Genomic DNA, 24853 nt, shown 5'->3' on the forward strand with positions numbered 1-24853 from the left:
TATGACGGGCAGTGACGACTTTGATATTGCCAGGAGGGAAGTTTTGCTTCGGAAGATAGGAGACGAACTACTCACACAGTCGGGCGACAGTAAATCAAGGGTGCTTCCGGTAAAAAAGATCGCCGGAAATGAATACCAGATCAACTTTGAGAATGAGCTTACTTTTCAGCCGGACTCGTTGGTGAATACTACCCGGCGTTTGTTGGCCAAAGACCCCCTCGCAAGTGATTATATTGTTAATGTGCTGAACTGTAGCAACTCCAGTGTAGCCTATGGATACGCTATATCCAACAAGAAAAGAAATGATATTATAGCTTGTAGAGGACGAGTGCAGCCCAGGGGGTGTTACATGATCAACATTAAATTTAAACCGGCAGCAATAAATACAGCAAAGAGTGGATATGTTTTGGGCAGCTTGTCATTTTTAGCATTGGTTGGCTTCGTTTTTTTTAGATCGGTTAAACCTCGAAAAGCCGAGCCTGGCAATCAAAATACCGGCATTTTAACTTTTGGATCGGTCTTGTTTAATGCGCAGGAACGGCAGCTGGTAATAGATAAAAACACCATAGACCTGACTGGCACGGAAGCGCGTCTGCTGCTCATTTTCGCGTTGTCTCCCAACCAGACCATAGAGAGAAGCCGGTTACAAAAAGAGATATGGGAAGACGAAGGTGTTATTGTGGGGCGCAGCCTTGATATGTTCATTTCAAAGCTTAGAAAAAAACTGGAACCTGATCCCAATATCAAAATTGTTGTTATACGTGGCAAAGGCTATAAGCTTGAAATTAGCTCTTAAGGAAGAATTGCCCCGCAATCCTCAGCGTTAGCTTTAGCGCCCTAACGATTTGCTAACAAAAGCAGCCTCCTTACTGGCTCAACTATGTGTTGTTTTTGTTCCTATTCTGTCCTTTGTGTTAACTAAATTGTTGATAGTCGCAGCAGGCAGCAATGATTTTAAGGGTACTGCTATTTTTCAGCGACGATAACCTGCTTACGGGCAATTTGATGTTTTAACGAAGAGGGCCTTGCTATTTCAACACTTGAGAATCCCGCCTGTTTCAGCCTGTCTACAATATCAAGTCCATAATTTCTGAACGCCAGTACATGTTCTTTACCTCTGATCCTATCGCCATGATACTCTGGTGGCAATACATGAACCAGGTTGCCATCTTTATCGAAATGGGCACGTTCTATTGTCGTGGGGACTTCAAATAAAGGGACTGTGAAAATAAATTTGCCATTTGGTTTAAGTACCCTTACAACCTCACGAAAGCCTTTAAGATCATCGGGTACATGTTCGAACACTTCAGTACTTGTTACCAGTTCAAAAGATCCGTCTTCAAAAGTCAAATTTTGAACATCCTGACACTGGATGCCATTTTTATATTCTCCAGGGGTAACGTCATCATAAAACTCTGAGAAGACTAAGTTCTTAAACTTCTTTTGAAGAAACTTAAATAACGCTCCTCTTGATGAAAGTTCATAAACCGTAACATTTTGAATATTTTGTTTTTGTTCAAAATATTTATTTATTGTCAGGCCAATGGCACGATGAACATAAGAGGATCTACAATTAATGCATCTATAGCCATAGTCTAAATTGTTGAGCTTGACGATGATCCCATTGCAAAGATTGCAGATACCAAAGTTATTTTTAATAAAGTTTCCCATTTAATTCTTAGGCGTCTAAAAGTTTCTAACTTATGCAATAACAAACTATTCAAAAGTAGTATTTTTTTTATAGAGAGATGTTTTTTAATCTATTTTGATTAGAGAGTAATAGGCATCCTTTTATTGTATTGTATCTTTTTAATACTATATTGGGGAGCTTAACTAACTGGCTGTAAACAAACCTTTACATCCATTTTATAACATAAACTTCATCCTGATTTAACCCTCCGCTTAAATAAACCACGTTATTTTGCCACCCTAATCGCTAAAAGGGGATTCACACAATGGGGACTAACATTACTTTAACGCAGGACGACCTAGTCCGGTTCCAGGCCGGCGACCACCTTGCTTTTAGTAAGATTTTTGACGGCTACTACGACCTGATCTTCCAGAAAGTCTTCAAATTCTGCCAATCCAAAGAAGAAGCAGAAGAAATTACCCAGGAAGCCTTTATCCAACTCTTTATCCACCGGCATAACATACAAGACTGCGAAGGCTTTTTCCCATACCTCTACGTAACCGCCAAAAGATTAGCCATTTCCTTCTACCGCAAAAAAATTGTCCGCCAGGAATACCAGGCTGAGTTGAAAAACACTTACCAGGAGCACGACCAACCCATCGAAGCCGCTTTGGAAGGCAAATACCTGAACGGCATCCTGACCGAAGTACTGGAAGAACTGCCTCCCCAACAACAAATGGTCTACCGCATGAATAAACTGGAAGGCTACTCCTACCAGGACATTGCCGAAAGAGCCGGCCTTTCCAGGAACACCGTCAGAAATCACCTCAGCCTCGCTTCCAAATTCATCCGCCTCAGGCTCGAAAAAATACTTTTCCTGATCATTATCATCGCTACAATCTTCTTTTAGTCAACAGTAGCAATCCCCCTGACCAGCCCCACAAAAAAAATCTTCCTTTCCATTAGTACATCTTTCCATCTCGCGCGTGTATACGCAAAAGCCCCTTCATGGATAAGGATGAACTAAAACACCTGTTTAAAAGATACCAGCTGCGCCAATGCACGCCTGCTGAATTGGAAAGACTGCGTTCCTTCCTGGAAACGGGGGATGCAGACAATTTACTGGGCGATGTATGGGAAGACCTCCAGCAGCAGGAAAATACCCCTCATCCCATAGATCCCGCTGATCGCGAAAGAGTTTACCACAACATTCTGGAAGATAGTCGTTTAGGAAAGAAAGCCCCAGCTAAAACCTGGGCAATATGGGCACGCGTAGCCGCCGCAGTGATCCTGGCCGCTGGCATCAGCTGGGCAGTAATGAAACAACCATGGCTGCCGGCAAAGCAGCCCACACCGGCTACCCTTGCCTCCCAGACCGTGCTGCCGGGAACCAACCGGGCCAGGATCATGTTTGACGACGGGATGGCCATAGACCTCGAAAATACTACCAGCGATACCGTCATTAAAAAGGGCTCACTCCTCATCCTCAAAGGCGAAAACGGAGCTATCCGCTATGCAACAACCAGCCAGCAGAGCGAGCCTATATATAATACTATTGTCACCCCCAAAGGTGGCGAATACCAGGTAGAGCTGCCCGATGGCTCCCACGTCTGGCTCAACGCACAAACTTCTTTACGCTACCCTGTAAGTTTCCAGGATAAAACCAGACAGGTGGAGCTGAACGGAGAAGCCTACTTTGATGTAGCTAAGAACAACCAGCCTTTCATCGTAAAAACCCGTAACCAGCAATTAGAAGTACTGGGAACCGTCTTTAACATCAATAGCTTCAATAATAACATTACCACTACCCTGGTGGAAGGCAAAGTTAAACTACAATCACTCAAAGAAAACAACCAGGCAAGGATCCTGAAACCTAACGAGCAATCCGTCTTTCAGGAGCAACAGGACAATTTTACCGTTACCCCTGTAGACCCGCTCTACGCTACCGCCTGGAGAAATGGCAATTTTTCCTTCAACAATGCCAACATAAAAGAAGTAATGGGCAGCATTGCCCGCTGGTATGATGTAGAGGTGGAATACACCGGCAATTTTACCAACAATTATTTTTCGGGTAAGATCTCCAAATTTGAACAGATAGATAAATTACTCGCAACATTAGCTTTAACCGGAGACATTCACTTTAAACGGGATGGAAGGAGGGTCATCGTCATGGAATAAAATAGCATTGCCATAAAAAAATTCAGGAGCGGTGCAACGCCCCTGAATACATTGGATTGACCGTAACGTAACTATTAATTAACAATCAATCATCACAAATGTACAAAAAAATGCAGCGGAAGCGAGCCCTGGGTAGAGGCTCCGCTCCGAATAAAATTCCAATTGCCATGAAATTGTCTTTAGCTATTCCCCTGCTGTTGGCAGGGACGTTACAAGTACAGGCACTTGCTTTCGGACAAACGCTTACCCTGAAAAAAACGAACATCAGCCTGGCGCAATTCTTACGGGAAATACAAAAACAAAGTGGCTACAACATCTTCTACAGTGAGTCGCTGATACCCGGTCAGCAGGATTTGAATGTGGCCTACAAAAAAGTGGCCCTGGAGTCCGCATTAAAAGAAGTGTTGGACCGCTATCAGCTGGACTATAAAATTGTAGATAAGAATATCATATTAAGCAAGCAGAAGAAACCAGCCGCTCAGCCGGCAACACAAGTAATTGTGCAGCAAAGAACGGTCACCGGCAGGGTATTGGACCAACAGGGCAACCCGCTCGAGGGCGTTATCGTTACCGTGATTGGGGATGGAAAACAAACTATGACGCAGGAAAACGGCACATTCACCCTCCAGCTCGGCGACAATGCAACCGGTTTGCTGTTCTCTATGGTGGGATACACCTCCAAACAAGTGAAACTAGGTGATGAGACCAACTTCATTGTACAGCTGGAACCTTCTGTCAGCAAGATCAACGAAGTGGTGGTAGTAGGCTATGGTACGCAAAAAAAGGAAAGCCTTACAGGCGCTACCACGGTAGTTGACTCAAAAATGTTGCAAAGCAGACCGGCGGCTAACCTGTCTTCCCTGTTACAGGGTACCGTACCTAACTTGCAGGTCAAGTTCTCAACAGGCCGGCCAGGCGCTACGGGGAGCTTTAATATACGCGGGGTAAACTCTATATCAAATGATGCTGTTCCCCTGGTGATCATTGATGGCTTTGAGGGCGATATTAACCGTATCAACCCTGCCGATGTGGAGTCAATCACCGTGCTGAAGGATGCTTCCGCAGCAGCTGTATATGGCGCCCGTGCATCGTATGGGGTTATTCTGGTGACCACCAAAACCGGTAATAAGAACCGTGCGTCGATCTCCTATTCCGGCCAAACCTCCTGGAGCGCACCCACTACTTCCACCGATTTCGAAACGCGGGGTTATTATTCAGCTTCCATTAATGATATGTTTTTTAAAAACTATGCAGGAACGCCCTACACAAAATATACGGAGGATGATTACTACCAGTTGTGGATAAGGAGGGATGATAAAACAGAAAACCCGGAAAGGCCATGGGTAACGGTACAGAACAGGGATGGCAGGGATAGTTATGTGTATTACGGCAATACGGATTGGTATAACTACCTGTTTAACTCAAGCCGGCCCATGCAAAGCCATAATATCAACATTAACGGCAGCAGTGATAAGATCAATTATAGCCTTTCCGGCAGTTATTTTGATCAGAACGGGATCTTCCGTCAGGACCCGGATAACATCAAACAATATAACCTGCGCTCAAAGGTCAATTTTAAGGTGAAGCCATGGCTGGATGTTAATACGAATATCTCTTATTTCAAATCCGCCTATGCTTACCCCGGCGTGTCTGGCGTGGAAAATACTTTTAGCTCTTCGCTGATCCACGGCCTGGCCAGTATTGTGCCGGTAAATCCTGATGGCACCTATGTTTATCAGACCACCATCAGCACCTACAATGTAATGGATGGCTACGCGGCTATGCTTAGCCAGGGGCAGCACAATAACGAAGATCAGGTAGGAGAATTCTCCCCTACTATTGAAGCAGTGCTCAAACCGGTGAAAGGCCTGGAGATCCGCTCCAGCTACCGCTTCACCCATTATAACCTGCAAACAATGAACCGCTCAGTAAATATTCCTTATTCCAAGTATCCGGGCGAAGTGTTAACCCTTACCTCAGGCATCGGCAATAACAGATTATACGAGATCCAGACAAACCATGAATACCACGCTGTAAATACCTATGCTACCTATAGCAAAACGATCAATAGGGATCACGACCTTAAACTGATGGCGGGGTATAACTACGAGACCAAATATTTAAAGGATATTAAAGTAGCAAGGAATGGCCTGTTAAGTAACCAATTAAACGATTTTGAACTGGCCACGGGCGATGTGCTCGAGATCAACGGCGGACAGAATGACTACGCGCTGTTCGGTACCTTCTACCGGCTCAATTATGCCTATAAGGATAAATACCTGTTCGAAGCAGCCGGCAGGTATGACGGTACCTCCCGGTTCGCCAAAGGCAGGCGTTTTGGATTTTTTCCATCCTTCTCCGCTGGCTGGCGCCTGGATAAAGAGAACTTTTTCCAGCATTGGGACCAACGTACCGTGAGCGGCCTTAAAATAAGGGCTTCCTACGGTTCACTCGGTAACCAGCAGGTAGGTTATTATGATTACCTGCAAACCATCAATGCAGGCGGAACGCTCAAATATTCATTTGGAGAGGGAGCCGTAGCGCCATCTGCCACGGAAAGCGCGCCCAACTCCTCCACACTGACCTGGGAAACCGTAAAGACAACGAATCTGGGATTGGACCTGGATCTGTTTCAGTCAAAACTGACCATCACAGGAGATATTTACCGCCGGGCAACGCTTAACATGCTAACAGCTGGTAAAACGCTGCCGGCTTATTACGGCGCCGCCACCCCAAAAGAAAATGCTTCCGACCTGCTGACAAAGGGCTGGGAACTGAGCATAAACTGGAAACATCGGTTTGATCTGGCAGGTAAAGGCTTAAACTATTATGTAGGCGTAGGCATTGGAGATAATACCTCTAAGATCACACGGTTCGACAATCCCAATCAGAACCTGGCTAATTTCTACAAAGGCCAGCAGCTCGGAGAAATATGGGGCTACCAGGTAAACGGTTACTTTAAGACCGATGACGAGGCCGCCCATTATAAGGTGGACCAGAGCTCCGTTAATACCATTATCAACACTTCCGCCTTGGACAAGGGCCTGCATGCAGGCGACCTGAAATTTGAAGACCTGAACGGGGATAACGTTATCTCTATGGGTAACAACACACGGAGCAACCCGGGCGATCGTAAAGTGATCGGGAATTCACTGCCTCGCTACAACTTCAGTTTTACTACCGGCGGTAACTGGAACAATATCGACTTATCCGTATTTGTACAGGGCGTTGGCAAACAGGATTGGTATCCGGGCGCAGAGGCCATCAACTTCTGGGGACCTTATGCACGGCCTTATGCCACCTTTATTCCAAAAGATTTCCTGAGCAAAGTATGGAGTGTGGATAACCCGGATGCATATTTTCCGCGGCCACGTGGGTACATCGCGCTGAGTAGTACGAACCGCTCCCTGGGAGTAGCCAATACAAAATACCTGCAGAACCTGATGTATGCCCGCCTGAAAAATGTAACCCTGGGGTATTCATTGCCGGCAGCCATGCTGTCCAGGATTGGGTTGACCCGCTTCCGGGTATACTTCAGCGGAGAGAACCTGCTGACGTTTACCACGCTGAAAAGTAAATACATCGACCCGGAGCAGGCCTCTACAGAAAACACCTACAAGGTATCAACCAGCACCGCTAAAGTGTATCCCTGGGCAAAAACATTTACGTTCGGTTTGGACATCAGTCTCTAATAATTTGACACAATGAAACATAATATACGCGCAATAATGTTATGTCTTGCAGGTTGTTTATGCCTGCTGGCAGCATGCGATCTGGATAAAGAACCGCTGGCCGCTCTGGCGCCCGATACTTATTTCTCCAATGAAGAGGAGTTAAAGTTGTACAGCAATAAATTTTACCTGGACATATTACCTGATGGTCCGGCTATCTATAGCGAAAATGCGGATATGATCATCATTACCCCGCTGAATGCCGCGGTATCCGGGCAACGGACCGTACCATCCACCGGAGAAGGATGGACCTGGGAGCCCCTCCGGAGGATCAACTATTTGCTGGCTAATTCTGACCATACCCCGGATCTCACTATCCGGAACCAATACAATGCACTGGCTAGGTTTTTCAGGGCTTATTTCTATTTCGAAAAGCTCAGGCGTTTTGGCGAGGTGCCCTGGTTCAATAAAGTGCTGGGATCTGATGATCCGGAGCTTTATAAGCCCAGGGATTCAAGGGACCTGATCGCCGATTCGATCATACAGGACCTGGATTTTGCTTTTGCACATTTGCCGGAAACAAAAGAGGTGTACCGCGTAAACAAATGGACGGCCCTGGCGTTGAAGTCACGGGTGGGGTTATTTGAAGGCACCTTCCGGAAATACCATGGCCTGACCAACGCGGAGAAATACCTGACAAGTTGTGTCCAGGCTTCAGAACAGCTGATCAACGAAGGTGGCTATTCCCTGTACCAGGGAGGAACGGCGCCCTACCGGGATCTGTTTGCCAATACCAAGGCCATAGGCCAGGAAGTCATCCTCGCCAGGGATTATGATGAGGCGCTTGGGTTGTTCCATAACCTCCAGTTTTATGAAAACTCAAGTACCCTGGGCCGCCCCAGCCTCGCCAAGTCTTTTGTAAACACCTATCTCACTACCTCAGGGGGCCGGTTCACTGACCTGCCGGGTTATGACCAGAAAGAGTTTGTGGAAGAAATGCAGAACCGTGATCCCCGGCTGGCGCAAACCATCCGTACGCCCGGTTATACGCGCCTCAATAGTACAGTGACCGTAGCGCCTAACGTGTCTTACACCATGACAGGATATCACCTGATCAAGTACTCAATGGAGCAAAGCTATGATGCCAACGGGAAAAGCCTGGCAGATATTCCGCTTTTCCGGATCGCGGAAACCTACCTGAATTTTGCCGAAGCAAAAGCTGAGCTGGGCACATTAACACAGGCAGACCTCGATAAATCATTGAACTTGTTACGTGCCCGGGTAAGCATGCCTAAACTGGATATGGCCGTTGCCAATGCCACCCCTGACCCCTACTTAAGCAGTGTGGAAACAGGATATCCCAACGTCTCCGGCGCCAATAAAGGCGTTATCCTGGAGATCAGAAGGGAGCGGGGCATTGAACTGGTAATGGAAGGACACCGCTATTACGATATCATGCGGTGGATGGCCGGAAAACGTTTTGAGAAACCTTTCCTGGGAATGTATTTCAAGGGCCTGGGCAACTATGACCTGGACAATAATGGCGCCATCGATCTTTGTTTGTATCAGGGCACTAAACCCGGTTCGGCTGCCAGCCTGTTCCTGGAAGTAGGAAAAGACATTATCCTCACAGAAGGGACCAAAGGCAACATTATAGCCCATGACAATATCAAAAGAACGTTCCGGGAAGACAGGGACTACCTGTACCCCATCCCTTCAGAAGAGATCAATTTGTCAAACGGCGTTTTAAAACAAAATCCTAATTGGTAATCATCATGAACAAGTATAAAATGTTGCACTATATACTATTTCTTATACTGTTATCGGGTGCAGGTTGCCGCAAAGCAGGCCTGGATAACTCGAAATTTGATAACCTGCTGCCGCCGGTGCAGCAACCGCATCCCCCGCTAAATCCCGAAACGTTAAAGGATAAGAACGGATGGACGATTGATACCCTGGAAAAAGGCCTGATCCATTATCAGTTCGCAAATTATCTCCAGACGCAAACGGCCAATCAGCTGGTGAATGTGGTAGAGCTGGATTTAACCAACCCGGACTATGAGCTCCAGTTTGTTTCCCTGACCGCCCGGGATACCCTTTCATCAGTAGCAAAGAATTACGATGCGGTGATCGGTATTAATGGTACCTACGAAATAGAAGCCAGCTTTATTAAAACCAACAGTAATATTGTTTCCCCGGTTACTTTGGACTCGGGAAATTTACGGTTCTGGAAACATGAAGGGGCTATTTTTTATAATGGAGGACAGGATGCAAAAATTGAATATGGCACCAAAGCGAGCTATCTGCAATCGCCTTACGCTAACCTGTTTTCAGGAGCGCCCATGTTGATAGACAATTATAAAACAGTGGGAGAGAACTTCGTGGGCGATGTTACGGGGATTAACCTTAATGGCCTGGACGCTGAAGATTACAGGCGTCACCAGGGCTTACGGAACCCGCGGACGGTGGTAGCATTAACAGCAGATAAAAAATTGTTGATGATTACCATTGATGGCCGTTTCCCGGAATCTGCCGGCATGACGGCTAAGGAAATGACCCTGTTCATGTCAACCTATTTTGCGCCGCAAAGCGCCCTGAATTTAGATGGAGGGGGCTCCACTACCATGTTTATAAAAGGACAGGGAACAAATGGTATTGTTAACTATCCTTCCGATAACGGTACGCATGACCACTACGGCCAACGCTTACTCCGCACGTTCATCTTAGTGAAGAAAAAAGGCGGCGGCCAGCAATTTGCAGGTGGGGATGGTACCCAGAACAATCCATACCTCATAGCATCCGCGCAGCACCTGCAAAATATGAAAACGCTCAACTGGAGCCAGACAGAGACAAACCGGTATTATTTTAAAATGACCGCTGATATCGATATGACCGGTCAGAACTGGGGCCCGCTTAATAATGTGGATCCTTACGCCAGATATTTACACTTTGATGGGGATGGTCACATCATCAAGAACCTGACAGTTGCAAAATCAGCCTACGGAAGTCTCTTTGGAGTACTGTTTGGTTCCTGCAAGAACCTGGGCCTGGTGAATGTGAACATCGAATCTTCCAGTGGCGGCGGCGCCTTTGCCGGTTACCTGGGGCTGAAGGCTCCTGATAAAGCGGTGAAGACCGGCATACTGGAAAATTGTTTCTCCACCGGTAAAGTGTCCGGAACGGATGCCGTAGGCGGATTGGTGGGTAATGTGGGGAAACCTAATGGCACGAGCATCAGCAGTATCACCAACTGTTTTTCTACCGCTACCGTGACAGCCACCAATACCGGCGCAAGCAGTGCCAGGGCAGGGGGGATCGTTGGCATCAATTACGATGGCGGCAAGATCGAAAATTGTTTCGCCAGCGGTAAGATCATATCAAATACCACATCCGGAAAAGGCGCCGGCGGGGTCATTGGTTGGTCAGACAGTAAATTTAAAAACCTGGTTGCCTTTAATGAATCGGTAAGCAATGTAGGCGCAGGAACGGCAGGGCGCATTTCGTCCGCAATGGGATTGGTAAATGGTATTATTGCACAAGGTGAGAACTGCTGGGCTGCTGATAAAGTAGTGGTGCTCAAAAACGGAACGCCTGTTCCTGCCAGCAGTTATGTAACAGGAGAAGTGACCGTGAAGGAAACAGCCTATGACGGAGAAACCAAATCAGCAGATTTTCTAAAGGATATCAATAATTATAGTTTTATCCTGAATTGGAAATTAGGGCCTAATAATCCCTGGGCTGCTACCACCAATAAAGAAGGCATGCCTGTTTTACAATGGCTCTTTCTGAGGGGCGACTATGATACATATTATTAAACAAGCCGGCAGGCTATAATGTGAGGGTCCGGTATTTAGTCTTACTAAATACCGGATTCTTTTATAACACCTATCACTGCATTGCAGTTTCCTGTCAAATACAACTATTTCGGCATTGTTTGACAGTATACAATCAATAACTTCCTGTTTAATGCTGAACAACCGCCCCATGGCATTGCGAAGGCTAAAGACAGGGGAGGTTTATTTGAATACTATCTATCGTTATGAAAAAGAAAACCTCAAATCAAAAAAGGAAGTTGCTGTTAAACAAGATCATTATCTCCGACTTAAGCGCTAGAAAATTAAATGGTATCAATGGCGCAGTGGCCATGAGTCAAACGCTTTTAGAATGCACCCATGGAAGCTGCGAGACCAATTGTATATCAGACACTGTGCATGCTTGTTGTGTTTAATACCATAAAAAGGGCCATCTCTTTTCTCCGGAGATGGCCTTTTATTTCATCCGGCAAATTAATTGATCGTACATACGCGGGCCTGATATATAGAATGTGGTACCTGGTTCCGTTGCAGGCTTTTTCCTGTAGGATTTATGATCCCTGCTTTGTATCTTGGGATACGTAACCTTGTGATATACAATATATATCCGTTTTATAACCGTCCCGTGATAAACATGATAGATCCACAGAAAAACAAACCAGGAATCCTGTTAGCATTAGTACTTACAGCAATTGCATTTGGAGCGGGACATGCCACAGCTCAGTCCCAACCTGACACGAGACCCAACATAATCTACATACTTACCGATGATATGGGCTATGCAGATATCGGCTGCTTTGGCGGTAATTTCGTCCCAACGCCTAATATTGACCGCTTAGCTGCCAATGGCCGCAAGTTTACCCACTTTTACAGTGCGGCGCCTATATGTTCGCCATCAAGGGCCGGTTTTATAACCGGTAACTATCCCGGAAGATGGAACTTCAGTACCTATTTAGACAACCGCAAACATAACCGCAATGCGCAGCAGGCAGATTTCCTGGATCCTGCTGCCCCCACAATAGCTAAGTTTTTTAAGAACGCCGGATACGCCACCGGCCATTTTGGAAAATGGCATATGGGTGGCGGCCGCGACGTCACCAATGCCCCCGGATTTGAAAAATATGGGTTTGATGAGCACGTAAGCACCTATGAAAGCCCTGATCCGGATCCATTGATCACTGCCACAAACTGGATCTGGTCAAACAAAGACAGTATAAAACGTTGGGACCGTACCAAATACTTTGTAGACAAAACGCTGGCGTTTTTGCAGAAACATAAAGGGCAGCCCTGCTTCATTAACCTATGGCCGGATGATGTACATACCCCCTGGGTACCCAGAACAGAAACAGAATATACCGGCAAGTTCCCCATGAATCCCGAAGAGGAAGCCGCTTTCAAATTGGTCTTAAAAGAATACGATGTACAGATAGGCCGCTTACTGGACGGATTAAAAGCTATGGGGCTTGACAAGAACACGATTGTGATCTTTACAAGCGATAACGGGCCGCTGCCGGGTTTCAGGGGCAGCAGGGCCGGCGGCCTAAGGGGCTCCAAGCTGTCTTTATTTGAGGGAGGTACCCGGATGCCTTTTATTATCAGCTGGCCCGGTCATATCAAACCCGGTACAACTGATGAGACTTCCGCATTAAGCGCGCTGGATCTGTTGCCTTCTTTAGTTAAGATAGCAGGCGGCAAGCTGCCACCGGAATATCATGGGGACGGTCAGGACCGCAGCCAGGTGTTGCTGGGCAAACCATCCGCCAGGAACATGGATATGTATTGGGAGTATGGCAGGAACAACATTGCCTTCGCCTATCCCAAGGGACGTGATAAAAGCCCTAATCTTGCTATACGGTCCGGCCAGTGGAAATTATTGATGGATCATGGTGGCAGTAATGCCCAGTTGTATAACATCAATAAAGACCCCAATGAATCAAATGATCTTGTAAATGAGTATCCAAAGATCGTCAGGGAGCTGAAAGATAAATTAAGCAAGTGGTGGGATGCACTTCCTAAACTAGTGCAGGATTAAAAATTGCTTGCTTCCGAGTTGCTCGCCACTCCTTACCGTTAACACATACATACCGTTATCAAGTCCCTGTATATCCACCATCATGAATGACTGGCCTTTCATGGCCGCCTGCCTTTTGTGTAATACCACCCGCCGGTTCATATCTGTAATGGTGATATCCAGCCAGGGGCTGTGCTTATCCAGCAGCAGCCGGATGTAAATATCCTTCACAGCAGGGTTAGGAGATAGTATAAAGAAGGGCTGCTCTTTGGGCAAAGTAGGTATGGGCTTCAGGCCCGGTATAGTATCAGCGGGAACAGTTACATAAACGGGATCGCTTACCAGCAGTCCGTTGATCCTGGCATTGGTTGCCCATACAAAATAGGAGCCGGATATAATTGCGTTATAAAACGGTTCGTTGGTGGTGGCCACTACCTCCATGTTTCGATACCATGTATAGGAATTATTGGCCGGAGTACCGCCCACATCAACAGAAAGCATGTTGCCGCGCTTTTTTATAGGCACATTGGCTTGCGGATAAAAGATATAGCGCTGTACGGAATCTGCTATTTTTTCCATACCCGCAAAGTTGAGCCGGTTGCCGTTCAGCCATAGGTCTTTAATAAACGGATCTGCCAGGGAGGCGGGCAGGGGGCCGCTCAATTGATTATTATCTACACGTATTTCATAAAGATTTGCAGCGGCGCCTAATGATGGCGGGATCCGCCCTGTTAAACGGTTGTAGCTAAGGAACAGCCGTTGCAGGTTAGGTGCATGGCCCAGGTTAGAAGGAATATGACCACTCAATTTATTAAAGCTCAGATCCAGGTCAAATAAATTATCCATCTGGTCAAGATGGGAAGGGATCTTCCCGGTCAGCGCATTATGCTGCAGCTCGATAGCGCTTACATGGATCAACCTTGACAAGGAAGATGGGATCCGCCCTCTCAGGCGGTTATTGCTCAGGGATAAGGTGTTCAGCTTGGGATAATATCCAATAAAGGCGGGGATTCTGCCACTTATCCGGGTATCTGTAATGATCAGGCGCCCAAGGGTGGACAACCGGCGTAGCCTGGCAGGAATACGGCCATAAATAGGGTTAAAGGAAAGGAATATCGTTTCCAGGTTTTTCATGTTGCCTAGCGCGGAGGGAATACGCCCGGTTAACTGGTTACGAGGCAGGTAGAGCTCCCGCAAATTTGATAGCCTGGCAAGAGCAGAAGGAATATGGCCGGTAAGCTGGTTGCCGGACAGGTCCAGCGCTTCCAGATTGGAAAGACGGCTCAGCTCAAAAGGGATTTTGCCAGTGAGCCGGTTATTGGATAGATACAGGCGTATCAATGCATCCAGCTTACCAAGAACAGGAGGTACCTGGCCGCTTAAATTATTATTGGTGAGCGCAAGGGTGGTAACCCTTCCATTTGTTAGCTCAACACCATGCCAGGTGGGCACGGGGCCGGATAGCCAGTTGGTGTTCTGCCGCCATAGGCGGCCGTCTGTGGCATGATAAATGGCCACCAGGATCAGGGAATCCTGCTTGTTAACAGGTTGTGCTACGATAGTAGATAAATGCACATAACACAGGATAACGGCGGATATTACTTTGGAAAGCATGCGCATAAAATGGATTTTTGGGGGATGAGTACATGAAGTCGAAGCTCCGAGATCAGCGCTGGCATTCTGGGGTTTGATGCGGTTGGGCCATCAGGTATTAAAGGTACAACTCTCAATGCAGACAACAACAGCGCCTCCAGTGTTCAGCATATTCTGGAAATTGGCCTTGACATAATAATATTTGTTAATTTGTATATCTTCATACTACGGTTAGTGATCAAAAACATTGAAATGCTATCCGTAAGCTAAAACCTGCTTTATGAAACGCCTCATTTACCTATCCGCCTTCTTTTTAGTATGCAGTGCCTGTTCCAAAAAAGGAACCAACGATTCACCAAAGGATGATAACAATAATAACGACAACAATACCGCTTGTGCCGCTTCCCTGGCAGATATTGAAAGCATAATGCTCTTTCCCGCAGACAATCCGCTGAACAAGGATATATCCGCCCTGCCCGTAGATCCTAACAGCACCGCCATATTATCCGCCTACGCTGGTACCGGTTTAAAAGCTGATTTCGGTAGCGGCTTATGGGAAGGCGCCCCAATAGGCATCCCATTTACGGTTGTCTGTGGCAGTCAGCCAAAGATCCCTGTAACATTCCGCGGCAATGATTATGATGATAATTATGGAGATGAAAGTGATCCCGGCCCTTACCCTATACCTTTAAACACCCCTATTGAAGGGAACGGAGAAGGCGATAGCCACGTAATAGCCGTAGATAAAGAGAACGGGATGCTCTATGAGCTTTATAACGCAAGCGTAAACGGAAATCATTGGGAGGCTTCCAGCGGAGCGGTTTTCAATCTAAAATCAAACCAGCTGAGGCAGGAAGGCTGGACTTCTGCTGACGCGGCAGGTCTTCCTATCCTCACAGGCCTGGTAAGGTATGAGGAAGTGCTGAAAGGGACTATTGACCACGCGATCCGCTTTACCCTTAGCAAACCTAATATTAAGCCTGCATATATCCTCCCGGCCCGTCATAAGGTAAATAGCACCGGGGGCGCCAATTCCCTGCCTATGGGCGGCAGGATAAGGCTCAAAGCCGGCTTTAACATCAGTGCCTATCCTGCACGGATCCAGGTTATCCTCACCGCTATGAAGAAATATGGGTTGATACTGGCAGATGTTGGTTCCAATATGTATGTCAGTGGCGCGCCGGATAACCGTTGGAATAATGATGAGTTGCAACAGCTGGGTAAAGTAAAGGCGAGTGATTTTGAGGTAGTGAAGACCAATTAAAATCATAACCGGGAACTGGAGGATACTTACACCCTTAACGAGCCACGGAACCCTCTGGCGGCATAATAAGAAGAGGCGCCATTGTGATACAAAAAAACGGTATTATAACGGCGATCACAAAAAAGGGCGCCCCCCAGCTCCCTGATAGTAGCGGGTGTTTGCACCCAGCTCGATGTTTTCTCATCGAACTTCCCAAGCTGTTGCAGCTCCCGGTATTGCTGCTCCGTTAAAAGTTCAATGCTCATGGCAGCCGCCATATCAATAGCGCTATTTGCGGGCTTGTGTTCTTTCCTGGCGTCCAGCGCTTCGCGGTCGAAACAAACATTCCTGCGTTCCTTAGGGGTTTCCGCGGAACAATCATAAAAAATATATTCCCCCGTCTTTTTATCATGACCAACTACATCCGGTTCACCTCCCGTTCTTTCCATTTCCTGGAGCGGCCACAGTTTTTCTGGGGCAGCCTCCAGCCTTGCCTGTATGGTAGCCCATTCAAGCCCCTTATGGCGGGCCATATTCTTTTCAAACCGGGTCTTCAATGTGGTGAATAATGTGGTGCGTTCTGCCAGTGACAGCTTCTTTTGGGTAGGCATGTTGTTCGCATTTTAGATGAGTACAGATTGGTTATGTTCTTATCAGATACCTTCCTTGATGGCTTTGAGATACCCTTTATTATTTGATTTTTTAATAACAACCGTCTGGCACTGGTTAAATTTGGCAAATCTATTGATCGCATCCGTGATTTTAGCTAGCTCCGGTTTTTCCAGTTGCACAGGTTCAAAATGAAGGTTATGTATCACCAGTTCCCTTTGTTTCCGGTCTGCCTTTGAATCCATTCTGGCCACAAAAGTATCGCCAACCAGTACAGGCAAAGAGAAATATCCATACTTCCGTTTGGCCTCGGGAACAAAACATTCTATCTGGTAGTCAAAATCAAAAAAATCCCTTAAACGATGCCGGAATACATTAAGCACATCAAAAGGCGAAAGAATAAATGCCTCATCACTTAATTGTATCTTTTTATTGTTATACCCGGGTAACATATACAGTGGGCTGGCCTTAAGACCGTCTATCACAACCTTGCAGATCTCGCCGGCTGCTGCGAGCTTTTCCAGCTCTTTTTTTACCAGGTTATTCTTCGCGTAACGGGCCCTCCACGCTATCTCTTTGGGGTAGGCGATCCCGAGCGCGGTTAACTCACGCCGGATAACATGTCGCGCAAATTCCTCTGGTGTAGGCAGGCTGGTGTCTATATCATCCGGAATTAAATTCATGGGCACATCATATACTTTCAGGAACTCCCTGGTGCGGGTCACCATCAGTTTCCCATCCAGGTACAACCGTTCCAGGGCCACTTTAGATGGCCGCCAATCCCACCAGCCTGCGCTTGGCGTCTGCCGGTCATTATCAAAATCCTTTACCATCAGCGGCCCTTCCCGGGTGATCCTGTCCAGCACCTTATTCATGAGATTGATCTCCGGCTGTGGTATTGGTTTTCTGCTGGATGAGAAGCCTTGTTTCACCGGCAACGAATAGCGGAAATTATGCATGGGAATATATCCCGCGTCGGATGTGAAGTATTCAAAGATCCTTCCATCAGCCTGCAATTCTTCGAGCCATTCCAGTTTATAATCTGGTACACGCGATGCGATGGTATGATGATGGGCGCGCTCGATAACGTAATTGGTATCGATCTGGATAAAACCAAGGTGGTCAATAAGTTTGTACACCGCCTCCGGGCCTTTGCCAAACTGACCCCGCTTAGATAACCCTGCTGCATGAAGGATGATCTTTCTGGCTTGCGATTTAGTGAGGGTAACCTGTTTCATACCTATAAAGCAAAATAACGAATATTCAGGAATACCCAACAGCCTTACAGATCATTTTTGGTGAAGACACAAGCTGTTCCCATCCAGATCTTTTAGCCACGCAAAACGGCCCCAGGGCGTATTATCTATCTTGCCCACTTCAATCCCCTTTGCATGCAGCTCCTTAATTTCATTTTCAATATTATCCGTTTCACAGATAATACCCTGAAAGCTTGCCAGCGAGATCGTAGTGTTGCCGCCTGGCAACCCCATCTGTATCCACGTTTCACCGTGTGCGCCAGGCGCTTCAACAATTACCTGGAAACCCAGTTTCAGATAAAATTCCTTTGCCTTTTGCCTGTCCCTGGTAGGAAGCATAATAATTTCAACTGTTCTCATTTTTATTAATTTTATGTTGATACAAAGCTAACGGCATGATGGAAGCCGTATACAGGGTGAAAACGACAATCTTACCCGTTGATTGCGACAAGGCTATTCTCTATTTTGGACATATAAAATCCTGCAATGAAGCATATATCTATCATACCGCTTTACGATGCCACTATGTCAAGCATCGATAGTTGCCGCCAGCTATTCAGCCGTGTAAATGACTTCATGAAATACCAGCACAAACCACCATTTTACGATGTGGAAATTGTGGGGCTGGCTAAAAACACAATGCTTTCAAACGGGCTGTATACTATCAACGTAGACAAGACAATTGAACAGGTAAAGAAAACAGACATAGTCGTTCTACCCCTATTGTGCGGCGATTTTAAGAAAGCTATCCACGAAAACAAAGCATATAATAACTGGATAACCGGTCAACACCGTAACAACGCTGAAATAGTCTGCCTTTGCGTGGGCTCATTCTACCTGGCCTCAACAGGGCTGCTGGATAACAAAAAATGCGCAGTTCACTGGGCTGCCAAAAATGAGTTCAAGGAAATGTTCCCCGGCATAAAAATTATTGATGATACCATTATAACGGACGAGAATGGAATTTATACCTGCGGCGGTGGCTTTTCATATTTAAACCTGCTATTGTATGTCATTGAAAAACATTTGGGCCGGGATATCTCCATCCTTGCCTCGAAAATGTTTGAGATTGACATAGAACGGAAAAGCCAAAATCCATTTATGATCTTCATCGGGCAGAAAAAGCACGGCGATGAGATAGTGCTGCAGGCACAGGAATATATAGAGAATAACCCCACCGAAACATTTACTGTTGATGCTGTTTGCGACAAATTTAGTGTGGGAAGAAGGACATTTGAAAGGCGGTTTAAAAAATGTACGGACAACTCGATATTGGAATACATACAAAGAGTAAAAGTGGAGTATGCCAAGAAGCATTTAGAAGCAGGTAAGAAAACAATTAATGAGATCATTTATGAGGCAGGGTATAATGACATTGACGCCTTTAGAAAGACATTTCGAAAGATAACAGACCTTTCACCTCTGGAATACAGGAAAAAATATATGTTACAATAGATATTCTCACCAAACTATATTACCTTAAGAATTCCGTTAGAAAACGCTAAAATCCCATAATGGAAAGAAGGAATTTATTAACCCGGTTCATTATCATATTTCTACTTTCTTTTACAGGCAACAAAAGCCATGCGCAAATTGCCAATACCCTGTCTCCGGCCGATAAAGTATTTGGGCTGTCAAAATTTTGGCAGGAAGTCAACTATAATTTTGTTTACCTGGATAAGCTGGGACGCCCTGCCTGGGACAGCGCCTATAAAGCATTGATCCCACAAGTAGAAGCTACTAAGAACGACTATGAATACTACCGGTTGCTCCAGAAATTCTGTGCCTTATTAAAAGATGGCCATACGGAGATCACCATGCCACCCATCGAAGGCGTTAACTATATGTACAATACGTTTGGAGATCACCTCCTTGTATTAAAGCGGGTAGATAATAAAGTGATCATCAAAAGAACATGGAAAAAGGATCTGAATAAGTACCCGCTGGGCAGCCAGATCATAGCGGTGAATGGCTTGCCTACTGAGCAGTATATCAGGGATAGCATTGCTCCTTATATATCAAGTTCAACCGACTATGTCAGGGACGATATTGCCGCCGGTATGTTATTAAGAGGTTTTCCCGGATCAACTTTTACTATCAAAATAAAGAAACCCAATGGAGAACAGGCTACCTATTCATTGACCCATGCCAGGGTTAAGGATAGCATTTTCACCCCTGAAGCCGGCGCATACCTGGATGAGCAAAAAAGGGAGCTGCTGGAGCATAGGTCTTTTGACAATGGAATCGCCTATATAGCCTTAAATTCTTTTGGAAACCCTAAAATTGACACGCTTTTTGAGAACCTGCTTCCGGAACTGGAAAGAGCAAAAGGTATTATAATTGATCTCCGTTATAATGGCGGTGGAGACGATGGCGTAGCCTTCAGGATCTTACAGCATTTCATAAAAGATACCATACTGGTAGGATCGTCCTTTACCGTGAGGACATTTAATCCCTACCGGCAGGCGGCCGGAAAATTTGTGGAGGTGGCAGACACCGCCGGGCACCCCGATAAAAGAGAAGCATGGCGGCTCTTTCATGGCTATGCCGTTTACGATGAGCCGGGCGTAGTGCAATCAGAGATCGGGAAAGATATCAAAAGGATAGCTGCCCCTGTTGTTATATTAACCGGCATTTACACAGAATCGGCGGCCGAGGACTTTGTAATTGCGGCAGACAATCAAAAACACATTGTTAAAATAGGCGAACTTACCAATGGCAGCACGGGAATGCCCTATAGCTTTGATATGCCCGGCGGCGGCGCCGCCCGGATCTGTATTAAAAAGGACGCTTATCCGGATGGGCGCGAATTTGTTGGATATGGTATTCAGCCAGATATAACGGTGGTACCTAAGGTCAATGATTACCTGCAAAATAAAGATGTGGTGCTGGAGGCTGCGTTGAAATATTTCAGGGAAAAGAAGTAAGAAAATAAACGATGGTCATCACTTTGCAAATAACGCAATCTATATGAACTTATTCACACTGGCACTGATCTTATGCTTGTCAGGCAGTCAAAATAGCAACAGAATGCCTTTCCCCGATAAAGACACAGTATATAATATACGTCATATAGACGGATTAAGCGAAGATGTGAAGAAACTCTGTTTTATGTGGAAGGGATCTGAGGATCTGGTGGATTCTTCGCTGGCGCTTGAGTACACCGCGCTGCGGTCTACGATCTATGTCATGCAGGACACTACCTTATTAGCTTACTATAAGGTGGAGAACCGGAATTTGCCCTTGTTTGTCAATAATTTCGGGCCATTTAGGCAATCGCGTTCCTCTATAGACTACCAGGAACGGAGATATAAGATAGACCTGGTAGAGAAGAATGCGGAAATGTTAAAAGTAAGTGTAAGTAACGGTGACGGCCCAATTACAAAAAATAACCTGGCCAGGCCCGTAATATTGACATTGAGTCCCAAAAGAAAGGAATAATTAATGGAAATAAGCTAAAAGGCTGCCTGCTGTTATCAGCAGGCAGCCCTTTTATTAATATAAACTTCACTACCCCTTCAAATGACAAGTCAAATGTAACGCCGCCAATTTATACCCACTCTTCAAATACACCTTCTGTGCTGTATTATTAGTAAAATCCGTATCCAGCACCACCGCATCCATATCATTATCGCTGGCAATATTTCTTACATAGTCCAGCAGCTGGGACGCCATGCCCTTGCCCCTGTATGCTTCCAGCGTGCAGAGATCATCAATATAAATAATATAACCACTATGCAGCGATGTCATAATACGATAGCCTGCAAATGCAACAAATCTTTCATTATCCATAATGGCAGCGATGCTGTATTTTTCATTTTTCATCATCTCAGCAACCATAGCAGGCCATTTATTCTTATCCAGATGCGGCCGTAATAATGAAGCTACCTCCCAACATTGTTCAATTTCTAATGTAGTGCAGATGTTTGTAACCTGGTATGTGTCTTGCATAAATATTTATTTACCGCAAAACTAGAGCAAGGCCTGGTACGCCATATATACCAATTACAAAATAAAAGCTGGCCCAGCATAGTTAATGCAACACCTGCTTCAGGATACCAAGGGCTTCCGTCATTTCATTTTCATTAAGGGATGCAAAGCCCATTCGCAAGGCATTGGTATCAAAGGATTCATTCTTGTAAAAGCTTCCGTTACCTATATAAAGCCCTTTCTTTAAGGCGGCTTCAGACATCTTTACCAAGTTGGTTTTTTTATCAAACTGGGCCCATACCCCCAGTCCTCCCTCCGGTGTATTAAAGCTTATCTTATCACTTAGATCGGCTTTGAGTAACTCACAGAACGCATTTCTCCGTTGCCGGTATATTTTCAGCGACTTCCGGAAATGCCGGTCCATTTCTCCATTATCAAACATCACGGCAAATGCCTCTTCCAGCAAGGTGTCTCCCTGTTTATCTATCAGTTGCCGTAAGGCGGCCGCTGCATCAATAAACGCCGGAGACCCCACCATAAAGCCAATGCGCAATGCAGGGGCAAAGGTTTTGGAAATAGAGCCAATATAAATTACATTATGATGGTGGTCAATGCTGGCCAGTGGCAGATAGGGTTTATTGTCATAGTGAAAGTCAAAATCATAATCGTCCTCAATGATCGCAAACCGATGCTCTTTGGCAAGCTTCAGCAGTTTAGCCCGCCGCTCCATGGCCATGGTCACCGTTGTTGGGAAATGATGGTGCGGTATCGTGTATACCGCCCTGATTGTTTTGTTCCGCAGTACCTTCTCCAGCTGATCTACATCCATCCCTTGCTGATCAACCGGGATCCGCAAAAGACGCCCGCCGGCATGTTTGAATGTATCGTCCGCAAAAACATAATTCGAAACGCCCACAGCAATATTATCAGATGCCTGCAGCAGCAATTGTGCAGCCAGGTAAATGCCCATCTGACTGCCTTTGGTAATAAGTATGTTCTCCGGCGAACAATGGAGGCCTCTGGTATGGGAAAGATAGTTGGCAAGGGAGCGGCGTAGATGTTCGGAGCCTTTGGCGCTCCCATATTTCAAAAAGTTTTTCCCATAAAACTTCCGGGAAAGGCTGCGGTACTCACGCATTAACGGATCCACCGGGGCCAGGCGCACGTCCGGAAAGCCGTCGTCAATAGCCAGCCGGGTATGTTGCAGGTCATCGCCTGGCACAGCATCTTTAAAGTTATTGGTCCATATAAACGCCTCCTGGCGGCTATTTTTCTTGCCGGATGAAGGTACCGATGTTTTGGAAAGTATCGGCAACCGGGAGAGCACAAACACCCCTTTCCGCTCGCTGGATTCTGCCCAACCCTGGTTGATCAGTTCTTCATATGCCAGCTTTACCGTGTTCCTGTTAATGCCAATCAGGGTTGCCAATATACGCGAGCTTGGCAATATATCGGATGGCTGCAAAGTACCATTCGTGATCAATGTAATAAAGCTGTTGCATACCTGGATATGCAGCGCTGTATGCGCATTACGATCAACCTGGATCAATGTTTTGTAGGGTAACATCTGGGCCATAGCTTTTATTGGAATTGGTATACAAATATAGTCCAAGCCCGGTATACTTTTGCCCGAAAGGTATCACCATGAAAAAAGTACTGGTCATTAATTCAAGCGCAAGGTTGCTTAATTCACAAAGCAGGCAGCTGGCTGCTGTGTTTATTGATCACTGGAAAAGTATCCACAGCAATCCGGTTATCAGTCTGCGCGAGCTGGGAAATGCGCCTGTGCCGCATATCAATGAAGCCTGGATCACAGCGGCTGCTAAGCCGCAGGCAATAAGGTCTGAAGAAGAAATAGCCGTATTAAGGACAAGCGATGTTTTTATAGCAGAGCTGCGGGCCGCGGATCTTATTGTGTTGGCCGCGCCTATGTACAACTGGTCCATTCCTAGTACCCTGAAAGCCTATATCGACCATATTTTCAGGGTGAATGAAACCTGGCGGCTTAACCCTAACGATCCGCAATCATATATCGGGTTGCTGGAGAACAAGACCCTATTACTCTTGCTGTCAAGAGGCTCAAAAGGATATGAGCCCGGAGAGCCCAGCGAGCAGCTGAACTTCCAAAACACCTATCTGAAAACAGTCTTTAACATCATGGGCATCAACAATATTCATGTGATCGCAATCAACGGCGTTTCCCTTGGCCCCCGCGTACTGGAACAGTCAACCAGTGCTGCTCGCCAACAACTGAAAGCCTTTATTGAGAAGGAATTAGAATAGATCTGGGCTGGTATAATTCTCATATCTGGATCATAAATACAGCCCAGTAACTACCTAATTTTGCAGTATCAATAATCAACAATAAAAATAGTGTTTATGACAAATTCATTTAAGATCCCGCAGCTGCTCTTGCGCATGTCATTAGGGATAGGCTTTCTGTCAACCGTATCTGACAGGTTGGGCATCCTGGGGCCAATGGGTCCGCAAAGCCCCAATATTGAATGGGGGAACTGGGATAAGTTCATTGACTATACAGGACTGTTAATGCCATTCCTGGAAAGACCGGCGGTGAACGTAATGGGAGCCCTTGCAACCATAACGGAAACCATCATTGGGCTCCTGCTCATTACCGGGTTCAAAACAAGAATAGCAGCTATTAGCAGCTGTATACTTACATCCATTTTCGCTTTGGCAATGACCATATTCCTTGGAATAAAAGCGCCGCTCAACTTCGCCGTATTTACCACCTGTTTTGGTAGCCTCATACTCGCGAAAATGCCATCCTATAAATGGAGCACGGACGAGTTCCTGACACGTACCGCCGCATAAATACCGCCTTCCCTTTTTGTTTTAACAACGTAGCAACAAGATGCTATTACCGGACGACAGTTCGTCTTCCGGTAATAGGAGGGGGAGC

21 protein-coding genes are annotated in these 24853 nt (G+C 46.0%); 14 read left to right on the forward strand and 7 right to left on the reverse strand.

Translation table 11 applies throughout. The features are described from left to right. The first annotated feature begins 1 nt into the window (after position 1). On the forward strand, positions 2 to 796 hold the full coding sequence (locus tag F0L74_RS15440; protein ID WP_246197729.1) for a winged helix-turn-helix domain-containing protein: 795 nt from the start codon (positions 2 to 4) through the stop codon (positions 794 to 796). Positions 797 to 966: 170 nt separating this feature from the next. Here the strand turns inward: F0L74_RS15440 and F0L74_RS15445 are convergent, their stop codons facing one another. After that, positions 967 to 1671, reverse strand: a complete 705-nt coding sequence (locus tag F0L74_RS15445) for a class I SAM-dependent methyltransferase (RefSeq protein WP_149838813.1) — start codon at positions 1669 to 1671, stop codon at positions 967 to 969. A gap of 284 nt (positions 1672 to 1955) precedes the next feature. On the opposite strand from F0L74_RS15445, the gene F0L74_RS15450 reads away from it, so the two are divergent. The 7 genes from F0L74_RS15450 to F0L74_RS15475 all read left to right on the forward strand — a co-directional run bounded on the left by F0L74_RS15450 (position 1956) and on the right by F0L74_RS15475 (position 13323). Beyond that, a complete protein-coding gene (locus tag F0L74_RS15450) occupies positions 1956 to 2540 on the forward strand; it encodes an RNA polymerase sigma factor (protein WP_149838814.1) in 585 nt (194 codons plus the stop codon). 98 nt (positions 2541 to 2638) lie between these two features. After that, on the forward strand, positions 2639 to 3808 hold the full coding sequence (locus F0L74_RS15455; protein ID WP_149838815.1) for a FecR family protein: 1170 nt from the start codon (positions 2639 to 2641) through the stop codon (positions 3806 to 3808). A 167-nt stretch (positions 3809 to 3975) separates the two neighbouring features. Continuing rightward, entirely contained in the window at positions 3976 to 7500 is a 3525-nt protein-coding gene (locus F0L74_RS15460; protein WP_149838816.1) for a TonB-dependent receptor, read from the forward strand. A gap of 12 nt (positions 7501 to 7512) precedes the next feature. Then, positions 7513 to 9249 carry a RagB/SusD family nutrient uptake outer membrane protein gene (locus tag F0L74_RS15465; protein WP_149838817.1) on the forward strand — a complete coding sequence of 579 codons (1737 nt, stop codon included), beginning with the start codon at positions 7513 to 7515 and terminating at the stop codon, positions 9247 to 9249. A gap of 5 nt (positions 9250 to 9254) precedes the next feature. Beyond that, entirely contained in the window at positions 9255 to 11294 is a 2040-nt protein-coding gene (locus tag F0L74_RS15470; RefSeq protein ID WP_213086995.1) for a phosphodiester glycosidase family protein, read from the forward strand. A gap of 224 nt (positions 11295 to 11518) precedes the next feature. After that, a complete protein-coding gene (locus F0L74_RS34120; RefSeq protein WP_188316030.1) occupies positions 11519 to 11707 on the forward strand; it encodes a class I lanthipeptide in 189 nt (62 codons plus the stop codon). 218 nt (positions 11708 to 11925) lie between these two features. Continuing rightward, the gene (locus F0L74_RS15475; RefSeq protein ID WP_149838818.1) at positions 11926 to 13323 is read left to right on the forward strand and encodes a sulfatase-like hydrolase/transferase; all 1398 of its coding nucleotides are present in this window, start codon (positions 11926 to 11928) and stop codon (positions 13321 to 13323) included. On the opposite strand, the gene F0L74_RS15480 is transcribed toward F0L74_RS15475, so the two are convergent. Then, positions 13309 to 14922 (reverse strand): leucine-rich repeat domain-containing protein, encoded by a 1614-nt coding sequence (locus F0L74_RS15480; protein WP_149838819.1) that lies wholly within the window; start codon positions 14920 to 14922, stop codon positions 13309 to 13311. The two genes, F0L74_RS15475 and F0L74_RS15480, sit on opposite strands and share 15 nt — an antisense overlap. Positions 14923 to 15175: 253 nt before the next feature. Between F0L74_RS15480 and F0L74_RS15485 the strand changes: the two genes are divergently transcribed. Further along, positions 15176 to 16159 (forward strand): hypothetical protein, encoded by a 984-nt coding sequence (locus F0L74_RS15485; protein WP_213086996.1) that lies wholly within the window; start codon positions 15176 to 15178, stop codon positions 16157 to 16159. A 26-nt stretch (positions 16160 to 16185) separates the two neighbouring features. On the opposite strand, the gene F0L74_RS15490 is transcribed toward F0L74_RS15485, so the two are convergent. From F0L74_RS15490 to F0L74_RS15500, 3 genes are read right to left on the reverse strand one after another with little or no spacing between them, the layout of a single operon-like run. Then, positions 16186 to 16749 (reverse strand): DUF4256 domain-containing protein, encoded by a 564-nt coding sequence (locus F0L74_RS15490; RefSeq protein WP_149838820.1) that lies wholly within the window; start codon positions 16747 to 16749, stop codon positions 16186 to 16188. Positions 16750 to 16791: 42 nt separating this feature from the next. Then, a complete protein-coding gene (locus tag F0L74_RS15495) occupies positions 16792 to 17985 on the reverse strand; it encodes a winged helix-turn-helix domain-containing protein (RefSeq protein WP_149838821.1) in 1194 nt (397 codons plus the stop codon). A gap of 51 nt (positions 17986 to 18036) precedes the next feature. After that, a complete protein-coding gene (locus F0L74_RS15500; RefSeq protein WP_149838822.1) occupies positions 18037 to 18363 on the reverse strand; it encodes a VOC family protein in 327 nt (108 codons plus the stop codon). Positions 18364 to 18489: 126 nt separating this feature from the next. Between F0L74_RS15500 and F0L74_RS15505 the strand changes: the two genes are divergently transcribed. From F0L74_RS15505 to F0L74_RS15515, 3 genes are all read left to right on the forward strand, one after another. Then, on the forward strand, positions 18490 to 19458 hold the full coding sequence (locus F0L74_RS15505) for a GlxA family transcriptional regulator (RefSeq protein WP_149838823.1): 969 nt from the start codon (positions 18490 to 18492) through the stop codon (positions 19456 to 19458). A gap of 59 nt (positions 19459 to 19517) precedes the next feature. Then, entirely contained in the window at positions 19518 to 20930 is a 1413-nt protein-coding gene (locus F0L74_RS15510; protein ID WP_149838824.1) for a S41 family peptidase, read from the forward strand. A 103-nt stretch (positions 20931 to 21033) separates the two neighbouring features. Then, the gene (locus F0L74_RS15515) at positions 21034 to 21444 is read left to right on the forward strand and encodes a hypothetical protein (protein ID WP_149838825.1); all 411 of its coding nucleotides are present in this window, start codon (positions 21034 to 21036) and stop codon (positions 21442 to 21444) included. A 69-nt stretch (positions 21445 to 21513) separates the two neighbouring features. Here F0L74_RS15515 and F0L74_RS15520 read toward each other — a convergent pair whose 3' ends face one another. Together F0L74_RS15520 and pdxR are read right to left on the reverse strand one after the other, a co-directional pair. Then, a complete protein-coding gene (locus F0L74_RS15520) occupies positions 21514 to 21954 on the reverse strand; it encodes a GNAT family N-acetyltransferase (RefSeq protein WP_149838826.1) in 441 nt (146 codons plus the stop codon). 82 nt (positions 21955 to 22036) lie between these two features. Beyond that, positions 22037 to 23509 carry a MocR-like pyridoxine biosynthesis transcription factor PdxR gene (gene pdxR / locus F0L74_RS15525; RefSeq protein ID WP_149838827.1) on the reverse strand — a complete coding sequence of 491 codons (1473 nt, stop codon included), beginning with the start codon at positions 23507 to 23509 and terminating at the stop codon, positions 22037 to 22039. Between the two features lie 68 nt (positions 23510 to 23577). Between pdxR and F0L74_RS15530 the strand changes: the two genes are divergently transcribed. Both F0L74_RS15530 and F0L74_RS15535 read left to right on the forward strand, forming a co-directional pair. Beyond that, positions 23578 to 24216, forward strand: a complete 639-nt coding sequence (locus tag F0L74_RS15530; RefSeq protein WP_149838828.1) for an FMN-dependent NADH-azoreductase — start codon at positions 23578 to 23580, stop codon at positions 24214 to 24216. A gap of 96 nt (positions 24217 to 24312) precedes the next feature. Continuing rightward, positions 24313 to 24765, forward strand: coding sequence for a DoxX family protein (locus F0L74_RS15535; RefSeq protein WP_149838829.1), 453 nt, complete (start codon positions 24313 to 24315; stop codon positions 24763 to 24765). Positions 24766 to 24853 lie beyond the last annotated feature (88 nt).

This window comes from Chitinophaga agrisoli (assembly GCF_008386695.1).
Taxonomy (GTDB): domain Bacteria; phylum Bacteroidota; class Bacteroidia; order Chitinophagales; family Chitinophagaceae; genus Chitinophaga; species Chitinophaga agrisoli.